Source organism: Burkholderia sp. DN3021 (assembly GCF_049805555.1).
Taxonomy (GTDB): domain Bacteria; phylum Pseudomonadota; class Gammaproteobacteria; order Burkholderiales; family Burkholderiaceae; genus Burkholderia; species Burkholderia pyrrocinia_C.
Window position 1 is genome coordinate 136,608 of the sequence record NZ_JBNCAB010000008.1, and the last position, 8,475, is coordinate 145,082.

The following is an 8,475-nucleotide window of genomic DNA, read 5'->3' on the forward strand; positions in this document are numbered from 1 at the left end:
CTGCTTCGTGTTACGCGACGTAATCCGGTTGCCGCTGCGGCTGCGCAGCCTCGAAAGCCGGCTCGCGCCGTGCGTGTTCATAAACCGCGAGGCAACGCGGATACGCGCTCAGGTCGCAATCCATCCGCAACGCGTTCGCGACCTGCGGCACCAGGCACACGTCGGCCAGCGTCGGCGCGTCGCCGAAGCACCACGGGCCCTCGTCCGCACGAGCGAGCAACCGCTCGACGCCGGCCATCCCTTCCGCGATCCAGTGCCGGTACCACGCGGTCTTCTGCTGCGGCGTGACCTTCAGCTCGCTGTCGAGATAGCGCAGCACGCGCAAGTTGTTGACGGGATGGATGTCGCATGCGATCAGCGCCGCCAGTTCCAGCACGCGTGCACGACGACGCGGTTCAAGCGGAATCAGCCGCGGTTCCGGATGGATCTGGTCGAGGTAATCGAGGATCGCGAGCGACTGGCCGAGACGGAAATCGCCGTCGACCAGCGCGGGCACCGATGCCGACGGGTTCACCTGCGCGACGTAATCGGAGTCGCGATGCTCGCCGATGCGGATGTTCACGGGCAGCGTGTCGTACGGCAGCCCTTTCAGCGCGAGCGCGATGCGCGCCCGATAGGATGTCGAACTGTTGAAGAAGCTATGCAGTTGCACGATGTGACCTTTCGAGGAAAACGCGTCAGACCACGCGCACGGTCAGTTCGCCGAGCCGCTCGACGCCGACCTTCATCACGTCGCCCGCGACCACCGCGCCGACGCCCTCGGGCGTGCCCGTGAAGATCACGTCGCCCGGTTCGAGACGGAAGAACTTCGACAGGTCGGCAACCGTCTCCGCAACCGACCAGATCAGGTGCGACACGTCGCTCTTCTGCTTCGTCGCGCCGTTGACGGTCAGCCACAGGCCGCCCTGCTCGAAATGGCCGGTTTCGCTCGCCGGATGCACGGGCCCGATCGGCGCCGAGCGGTCGAACGCCTTGCCGATCTCCCACGGCCGGCCCATCTCGCGCATCTTCATCTGCAGGTCGCGGCGCGTCATGTCGAGCCCGACCGCGTAGCCCCACACGTGCTCGAGCGCGCGCTCGAGCGGGATGTCCGCGCCGCCCTTGCCGATCACCGCGACGAGCTCGGCTTCGTAGTGGTAGTTCTGCGTCTGCGACGGATACGCGAGATCGAGCGTTTCGCCGTACGCGACCGGCACGATCGAATCGGCCGGCTTGCAGAAGAAGAATGGCGGCTCGCGATCGGGATCGAAGCCCATTTCGCGTGCATGGGCCGCGTAGTTGCGGCCGACGCAATAGACGCGGCGTACCGCGAACCGGGCGTCGCTGCCGGCGACGGGAAGCGCCACGGGGGCTTCGGGCGGGAAAACGAAAGTCATGAACGGCTCCAGCGTAGGCATGAAGAAAGGGACGCGCGCCGCGCGGCGGCGCACGAAAAACGAATCGATGAAGAAACCGGCCGGCGTCAGTCGCGCGCTTCGCGCAGCAGGTTCAGCGCGGACAGCACGGGCCGGTCGGAATAGCTGAACAGCACGCTGTCGGACGACGCCGACAGCCGCACGGGCGCCCACGACGGCGCGACGAAGATGTCGTGCGGCTCGAACGCGAACGCATCGACGCCGATGTGCGCGGTGCCGCTGCCTTCGACGACGCAGTAGATCGTCGCGTCGGTGCTGCGGTACGTGCGGCCGTCGAAACCGGCGGGCAGGAACTGCATGAAGGTCGCGATCGTCGGCATCGGCCAGCCGCCCGTAGCAGGGTTCACATAGCGCAGCTTCACGCCGTCCCACGCATCGAGCTCGCCGCCCCGGTACAGCGTGTCGAGCGCCTCGCGGGTACGCGCATACGGATAGCTGAACACCGGCGACGTCGGATCGCTCAAGCGATGCCGCACCGGCACCATGTTGTGACCGAAGCGCGCGAAGCTGTCGCCTTCCGGGCGGCTCACGGGCTGCACGGCTTCCGGGTAGTTCTCCGCGAAGCCCGCGTCGAGGCTCGCGACGAGCGGGATGTCGAGCCCGTCGAGCCACACGACCGGCTCACCGCCCTCTTCCTCCGACGGATTGCCGTGGTCGTGCCACGCCCACGACGGCGTGATGATGAAGTCGCCCGGATGCATCGTCGTGCGCTCGCCGTTCACCGCCGTCCACGCGCCGCGCCCTTCGACGATGAAGCGCAGCGCCGACTGCGTATGCCGATGGCTCGGCGCGATCTCGCCAGGCAGGATCAACTGCAGGCCCGCATACAGGCTCGGCGTCATGCTCGACTTGCCGGGCAGCCCCGGGTTCTCCAGCACCAGCACGCGGCGCACGGCCTCTTCCGCGCTGATCACGCTGCCGGCCTGCATCACGAGATCGCGCACCTGCGCGTACTTCCAGATCGCGGCCTGCGCGGCCGGCTGCGGGGATTTCGGCACGAGGTTGTGCAGCGATTCCCACAACGGCGCCAGGCGCTGCTCGGCGATCCGTGCGTAGTAGGCGGCGCGCGGCACGTCCGGATGGCGGGTCGTCATGATGTCTCCTTGGAGTCGGCCGATCGGCGTCGGCGCTGTGTCTGTCGGGTCGGGGACCGTGTTGCAGTCCGTTAGCCGATTTATATTCGACGCAGCCATACCCGGTAAAATGGTCAAATCATCTGATCCATATGATTTTTGATATACCTTCTCGCGACGAGGCATGCGATGGACTGGACCCACCGGCTGCGATTGCGGCATTTGCAGGTACTGCTTAGCCTTGCCGGCACCGGCAATCTGAGCCAGTCGGCGGTCGCGCTCGCGACCACGCAGCCGGCGCTGTCGAAATGGCTGAAGGAACTGGAGGAGGATGTCGGGCTGCCGCTGTTCGAGCGGCATGCACGCGGCCTGCGGCCGACGCCGTACGGCGAAGCGCTGATCGAGCACGCGCGTCGCGTCGAGGCACAGCTCGACATCGCGCGCGACGACATGGCGGCACTGCGCGAAGGCGGCAGCGGCCTCGTGACGATCGGCACGTCGGGCGTCGCGGCGGCCGACACGGTGCCGCTCGCGGTGTCGCAACTGCTGAAACGGATGCCGCGCGCGCAGGTGCGGCTCACCGAAAGCACGATGAACCAGTTGATGCCGCAGCTTGCGCGCAGCGAACTGGACATCGTCGTGGGCCGCTCGGGTTCGACATCCGTCGATCCGCATCTGCACGCCGAAGCGCTGTATGTCGATCCGGTCGTGTTCGTCGCGCGGCCCGGGCACGCGCTTGCCGGCGCGGCTTCGGTCGGCTGGGACGACGTGCTCGCCTATTCGTGGATCGTGTGGCCGTCGGGCACACCCGTGCACAACGCGCTGGAAACCGCGCTGACGGCCGCCGGCCGCGTGCGGCCGCCGCACTGCGTCGAATCGAATTCGTCGATCCTCAACCTCACGCTGCTGAACAACACCGACCTGCTCGGCGTCGCGTCGCACCGCGCCGCGCAGCGCTTCGCGCAACTGAACGCGATCCGCATCCTGCCGATGGCGCTCGAGGGCCAGGGCGCGGTGTCGATGTACTGGCACCCCGACAGCGCGAATCGCGCGGCCGTGGCCGCGACGATCGAGTGCCTGCGCGCCTGCGCGGCGCCTCAGGTGGGCGGATGGGAGAAAGTGAAGGTCAAGTGAATGGCGCGGCCCGGCATCGACCGGGCCGCTTCACTGCGACGCGTCACGCGCCGTCGCAGGACGCCGTGCCGTCCAGCATCAGCGTGCCGACCCGCGCGGGCACGAGCGGTGTGCGCGGCACCGGCGGCGTCCAGCCGAACAGCACCTGCGCGGCCGCGCCGCAAACACGGCCCTGGCATACGCCCATCCCGCAGCGCGACTGCAGCTTCGCGGCCGTCCAGCCCGGCTCCTGCGCGACCGCGTCGAAACGCACATCCTCGCAGCGGCACAGCAGCGTGTCGGGCCGCGCAAGCCGGCGGATCGGCTCGCGGATCGCGAAACGCTCGCGTACGGCATCTGCGAAAGCCTGCCAGTGCGCGCGACGAGCGACGAGCGCGGCCAACGGCGCCGTCTGCCCGGTCGCCGCATAACCGGCGATTTCGCCTTCGACCATCGCCAGCTCGCTGCCGCCGACGCCCGTACACTCGCCGGCCGCGAAGCACCCGTCTCGGCTCGTACGCTGGTGCGCGTCGACCGCCACCGCGCCGTTCTCGATCCGGCAACCGAGATGGCTCGGCAGCACGGTGTTCGGCACGAGGCCGAAGCCGCACGCGAGCCGGTCGCAGTCGACGTCGAACTCGCGATCCCCTTGGCGGATCCGCACGCGTTCGAGCCGCTTGTCGCCGAACGCTTCGACGACGTGCGCGTCCGGCCGATAGGCGGCCGTGACGAGCTTCGCGGCCTGCGCAAGCTTCGACGGCCAGCGCCACAGCCCCGCACCGAAGCCGGCCACATTGCCCCAGGCTGCCTGTTCGAGCACGTGCGACACCCGCGCGCCGGCCTGACGTGCCGTCGCCGCGCTCGCCAGCAGCAGCGGCCCGCTGCCCGCGATCACCGTGCGCTGCCCACGCACGTCGAGGCCATACTTGATCAGCGCCTGCAAGCCGCCCGCCCCCGTCACGCCCGGCAGCGTCCAGCCCGGGAACGGCAGCAGCAGCTCGCGTGCGCCGCAGCACAGAATCAGCGTCCGGAAATCGAGCAGCAGCCCGCGCTCGTCGTCCTCGAGCAGCAGCGTGCCCGGTTGCGTTTCGGCGACGATGCGCGTCGCTGCAAGGTGCGTGACGTTCGGCTGCCGTAGTACGGCGAGGCGTTCGGCGGCGGCCGAAACCGGCGTGGCCGCTGCGCCTTGCCGCCAGATCTGCCCGCCCGCGCGCGGGTTGTCGTCGACGATCGCAACCGTTGCACCGCTTTGCGCGGCGGCCCGCGCGGCCGACAGCCCGGCCGGGCCCGCACCGACGATCGCGACGTCGACACTCAGTCGTTCCTGTTTCATCTGATGCGCTCCACCTGCATCCCGTCGCGGCACAGCGTCTGGCAAGCCAGCCGGCGGCGGCCGTCGATCGTCATCCGGCACTCCTGGCAAATGCCCATTCCGCAAAACGGCGCACGCGCCGCCCCCGTGCACGACACGCGCGTCGTGTCGTCGCCGCTCGCCGCGACGGCGGCCGCGACGGTCGCGCCGTCGGCCACCGTCAGCGCGCGGCCGTCCAGATGAATGATCATGTCAGCGCTCCGGCTACGGGGGACGCGGTCAGGAAGCGTCCCGGCAAATACGGTTCGATATCGATGGGCGGCCGTTCGCCGGCCATCTGCACGGCGACGAGCCGCGCGCTGCCCGGCGCGGTCGTCACGCCGAGCCCTTCGTGCCCGACCGCGAGCCACACGCCCGGCCGCGCCGGGTGCTCGCCGAGCAGCGGCAGGCCGTCGGGGCTCGCGGAACGGAACCCTGTCCATGAGCGGATCCCGTTCAGGTCGGCCAGATCCGGCAGGTAGCCGACCGCGCGGCGCAGCATCCGCGCGAGCACCGGCGGCTCAACCCTGGCGTCCTCGGTGTCGAACTGGCGCGACGAGCCGATCAGCAACTGGCCGGTCGGCCTCGGCTGCACATTGAACGCGACCGACGTGCCGTCGCTCGCATGCGCGCTCGCCGCATAACCAAGCTCGACGAGTTGGTGCGACACGCGGCCCGGATAGCGGTCGGTGATCAGCAGATGGCCCTTTTTCGGGCGCAGCGGCAGCTCGGGCAGCAGCGTGCGGGCCGCGACACCGTTCGCGACGACCACGCGTTCCACGCGCAATGTGTCGCCGCTCGCGAGCGTCACGCTCGTGCCATCGACCGCAACGGCCCGGTCGCGGCGCAACGTGATGCGCGGGGCACGCTGCAGCAGCCAGTTCGCGGTGACGGGCGCGTAGAGGATCGCGTCGCCGGGAATCTTCAGCGCGCCGCCCAGGCCCGCGCGCAGCATCGGCTCCAGTTGCGCGAGCGTCGCCGCGTCGATCAGCTCGCCGGCCACGCCGTGCGCGGCAAGCGTCGCCTGCTTCGCGCGCGCGAGATCCATTTCGTGCGCGTCGGCCGCGAGCCACAGCGTGCCGCAGTTGCGGTACGCGCAGCCTTCCGGCATCTCGCCGCTCAACGCGCGCCACAGTTCGATCGAGTAATGGCTCAGCGCGAGCTCGGCCGCGTTGTCGTCCATCGCGACGAGGTGGCCCATCCCCGCACCGGTCGCGCCGCCGCTCGCGTCGTCGACGACGAGCACGCGCAGCCCGCGCTGCGCGAGTTCGTGTGCGCACGCCGCGCCGACGATGCCGGCGCCGATCACGACGACGTCGGTACTTGCGTTGCTCACGACACGATGCCCCAGCCGAACGGATCGTCTTCCTCGATCAGCAGCGTCGCTTCCGCGCTCAGGTGCGCGCTGCCGCGAATCGTCGGCACGATGCCGCCGTCGGCCTGCTCGTAGCTGGCCTGGAACACGCTGCCGATCACGCTCGCCTGCCGCCACACGGCGCCCGGCGCGAGCTTGCCGTCGGCCGCGAGGCACGCGAGCTTCGCGCTCGTGCCGGTGCCGCACGGCGAACGGTCGTATGCGAGGCCCGGGCACAGCACGAAGCTGCGGCTGTCGTGCTCGGAATCGTCGGCGAACAGCTCGATATGGTCGATCTCGCCGCCGTTCGCACCGGCGATGCCCGCGCGTTCGAGCCCTTCGCGCACCGCCGACGCATACGCGGTGAGCGCCGCGACGTTGTCGCCGGCGACGCGCTGCCCGTGGTCGCTGATCAGGAAGAACCAGTTGCCGCCCCACGCGATGTCGCCGTTCACGAGGCCGTAACCCGGCACATCGACCGCGACGCCCTTCGCGTGGCGATACGCGGGCACGTTGCGCACGCTGACCGACAGGTCGTCGTGCAGCGTCGCCTCGACGGTGCCGACAGGCGTTTCGATCCGATGCACGCCGGGCCGGATGCGCCCCATGTGATGCAGCGTGCGCACGACGCCGATCGTGCCGTGCCCGCACATCCCGAGATAGCCGCTATTGTTGAAGAAGATCACGCCGGCCGCCGCGTCGGGCGATACCGGCTCGCACAGCAGCGCGCCGACCAGCACGTCGCTGCCGCGCGGTTCGAGGATGCACGCGGTGCGAAAACCCGCGGGCGCCCCCCCCCCCACGTCGCGTCGCTCGGCCATCGTGCCGTTGCCGAGCGACGGAAAACCGGACACGACGAGCCGAGTGGGTTCGCCGCCCGTGTGCGAATCGATGATCTGGATGCGCTTCATCATGAGCCGTCCGAAGTGGGGAAAGGAGCATAGCTTCCTCTGTCGCGCGTCCGTCCGCTTGTGGCTTTTCGATGAGGACGACGACGAAATCGGCATAGTGCGAGGCGCCCTTCGCGCCCCTGCCGGCCGCTGTGCCGATTTCGTCATTTTGCTCCGCGATACGACTCAAGCGTGATGGGCATTTGCGCGGCGATACTGGTTGCCACACCGACACACCTGTCGGCCGACCGATACGAACGTAGGAGATTTCAGTGAGCCGCAAAGCCATTCAGTGGACCGGGGTTTTCCCGGCCGTCAGCACCCAGTTCAAGCCGGACTTTTCCCTCGACATCGACGCCACGCACCGCGTGGTGAAGAACCTGGTGAACGACGGCGTGTCGGGCCTCGTGGTCTGCGGCACGGTCGGCGAAAACACGTCGCTGTCGACGAGCGAGAAGCTGCAGGTGATCGAGGCCGCGCGTGACGCAGCCGGCGGCAAGATTCCGGTGATCGCCGGCATCGCCGAATTCACGACCGAATTCGCGCGCAACACGGTGCGCGAAGCGCAGCGCGTCGGCGTCGACGGCGTGATGGTGATGCCCGCGCTGGTCTACTCGGCGAAGCCGCATGAAACCGCCGCGCACTTCCGCGCGGTCGCGACGAGCACCGACCTGCCGGTGATGGTCTACAACAACCCGCCGATCTACAAGAACGACGTGACGCCCGACGTGCTGATCGCGCTGCAGGACTGCGAGAACATCGTCTGCTTCAAGGATTCGTCGGGCGACACGCGCCGCTTCATCGACCTGCGCAACGCGGTCGGCGATCGCTTCGTGCTGTTCGCGGGCCTCGACGACGTCGTGGTCGAGAGCATCGCGGTCGGCGCCGAAGGCTGGGTGTCGGGCATGTCGAATGCGTTCCCAAAAGAAGGCGAGACACTGTTCCGCCTCGCGAAGCAGAAACGCTTCGACGAAGCCCTCGCGCTGTACCGCTGGTTCATGCCGCTGCTGCACCTCGACGCGCGCCCCGACCTCGTGCAGTGCATCAAGCTGTGCGAAGAGCTGGTCGGCCGCGGCAGCGCGATCACGCGTCCGCCGCGCCTCGCGCTGCAGGGCGACACGCTCGCGGAAGTGAAGGCAATCGTCGCGAAGGCGCTCGAAACGCGCCCGGCGCTGCCCGACGTCGGTCTCTGATCGACTTCCCCTGCGGCGGGGGGGGGGGGGGGGGGGGGGGGGGGGGGGGGGCGGGCGGGGGGGGGGGGGGGGGGGGGGGGGGTTTT

General features: G+C 69.3%; 9 protein-coding genes. 2 read left to right on the forward strand and 7 right to left on the reverse strand.

The annotated features are described in order from the left end of the window. Nucleotides 1-10: 10 nt before the first annotated feature. The 3 genes from maiA to gtdA all read right to left on the reverse strand — a co-directional run bounded on the left by maiA (nt 11) and on the right by gtdA (nt 2,509). Nucleotides 11-652: a maleylacetoacetate isomerase gene (gene maiA / locus ACPUER_RS07225; RefSeq protein ID WP_310142774.1), complete on the reverse strand. Its 642-nt coding sequence runs from the start codon at nt 650-652 to the stop codon at nt 11-13. A gap of 25 nt (nt 653-677) precedes the next feature. Beyond that, nucleotides 678-1,376 (reverse strand): fumarylacetoacetate hydrolase family protein, encoded by a 699-nt coding sequence (locus ACPUER_RS07230; RefSeq protein ID WP_175958903.1) that lies wholly within the window; start codon nt 1,374-1,376, stop codon nt 678-680. An 86-nt stretch (nt 1,377-1,462) separates the two neighbouring features. Next, the gene (gene gtdA / locus ACPUER_RS07235; RefSeq protein WP_425130740.1) at nt 1,463-2,509 is read right to left on the reverse strand and encodes a gentisate 1,2-dioxygenase; all 1,047 of its coding nucleotides are present in this window, start codon (nt 2,507-2,509) and stop codon (nt 1,463-1,465) included. Nucleotides 2,510-2,677: 168 nt separating this feature from the next. On the opposite strand from gtdA, the gene ACPUER_RS07240 reads away from it, so the two are divergent. Then, nucleotides 2,678-3,622: a LysR family transcriptional regulator gene (locus tag ACPUER_RS07240; protein ID WP_175958901.1), complete on the forward strand. Its 945-nt coding sequence runs from the start codon at nt 2,678-2,680 to the stop codon at nt 3,620-3,622. Nucleotides 3,623-3,665: 43 nt separating this feature from the next. On the opposite strand, the gene ACPUER_RS07245 is transcribed toward ACPUER_RS07240, so the two are convergent. Genes ACPUER_RS07245 through ACPUER_RS07260 form a run of 4 tightly spaced genes read right to left on the reverse strand, consistent with a single transcriptional unit; the run spans nt 3,666 to nt 7,217 of the window. Next, complete coding sequence (locus ACPUER_RS07245) at nt 3,666-4,934, reverse strand: FAD-dependent oxidoreductase (protein ID WP_425130741.1); 1,269 nt, start codon at nt 4,932-4,934, stop codon at nt 3,666-3,668. Beyond that, nucleotides 4,931-5,164 (reverse strand): 2Fe-2S iron-sulfur cluster-binding protein, encoded by a 234-nt coding sequence (locus ACPUER_RS07250; protein ID WP_175958899.1) that lies wholly within the window; start codon nt 5,162-5,164, stop codon nt 4,931-4,933. Before ACPUER_RS07250 ends, ACPUER_RS07245 begins: the two co-directional genes overlap by 4 nt. Then, a complete protein-coding gene (locus ACPUER_RS07255) occupies nt 5,161-6,288 on the reverse strand; it encodes an NAD(P)/FAD-dependent oxidoreductase (protein ID WP_175958898.1) in 1,128 nt (375 codons plus the stop codon). The genes ACPUER_RS07250 and ACPUER_RS07255 overlap by 4 nt, the downstream gene beginning before the upstream one ends. Next, nucleotides 6,285-7,217, reverse strand: coding sequence for a 4-hydroxyproline epimerase (locus ACPUER_RS07260; protein WP_425130747.1), 933 nt, complete (start codon nt 7,215-7,217; stop codon nt 6,285-6,287). Before ACPUER_RS07260 ends, ACPUER_RS07255 begins: the two co-directional genes overlap by 4 nt. A 251-nt stretch (nt 7,218-7,468) precedes the next feature. Between ACPUER_RS07260 and ACPUER_RS07265 the strand changes: the two genes are divergently transcribed. Continuing rightward, complete coding sequence (locus ACPUER_RS07265; protein WP_011547925.1) at nt 7,469-8,389, forward strand: dihydrodipicolinate synthase family protein; 921 nt, start codon at nt 7,469-7,471, stop codon at nt 8,387-8,389. Nucleotides 8,390-8,475 lie beyond the last annotated feature (86 nt).

Excerpts from the sequence above, each read along its gene's own strand:
- ACPUER_RS07230 (WP_175958903.1), bottom strand. The coding sequence starts at position 1,376 with ATGACTTTCGTTTTCCCGCCCGAAGCCCCCGTGGCGCTTCCCGTCGCC.
- gtdA (WP_425130740.1), bottom strand. The coding sequence starts at position 2,509 with ATGACGACCCGCCATCCGGACGTGCCGCGCGCCGCCTACTACGCACGG.
- ACPUER_RS07240 (WP_175958901.1), top strand. The coding sequence starts at position 2,678 with ATGGACTGGACCCACCGGCTGCGATTGCGGCATTTGCAGGTACTGCTT.
- ACPUER_RS07245 (WP_425130741.1), bottom strand. The coding sequence starts at position 4,934 with ATGAAACAGGAACGACTGAGTGTCGACGTCGCGATCGTCGGTGCGGGC.
- ACPUER_RS07250 (WP_175958899.1), bottom strand. The coding sequence starts at position 5,164 with ATGATCATTCATCTGGACGGCCGCGCGCTGACGGTGGCCGACGGCGCG.
- ACPUER_RS07260 (WP_425130747.1), bottom strand. The coding sequence starts at position 7,217 with ATGAAGCGCATCCAGATCATCGATTCGCACACGGGCGGCGAACCCACT.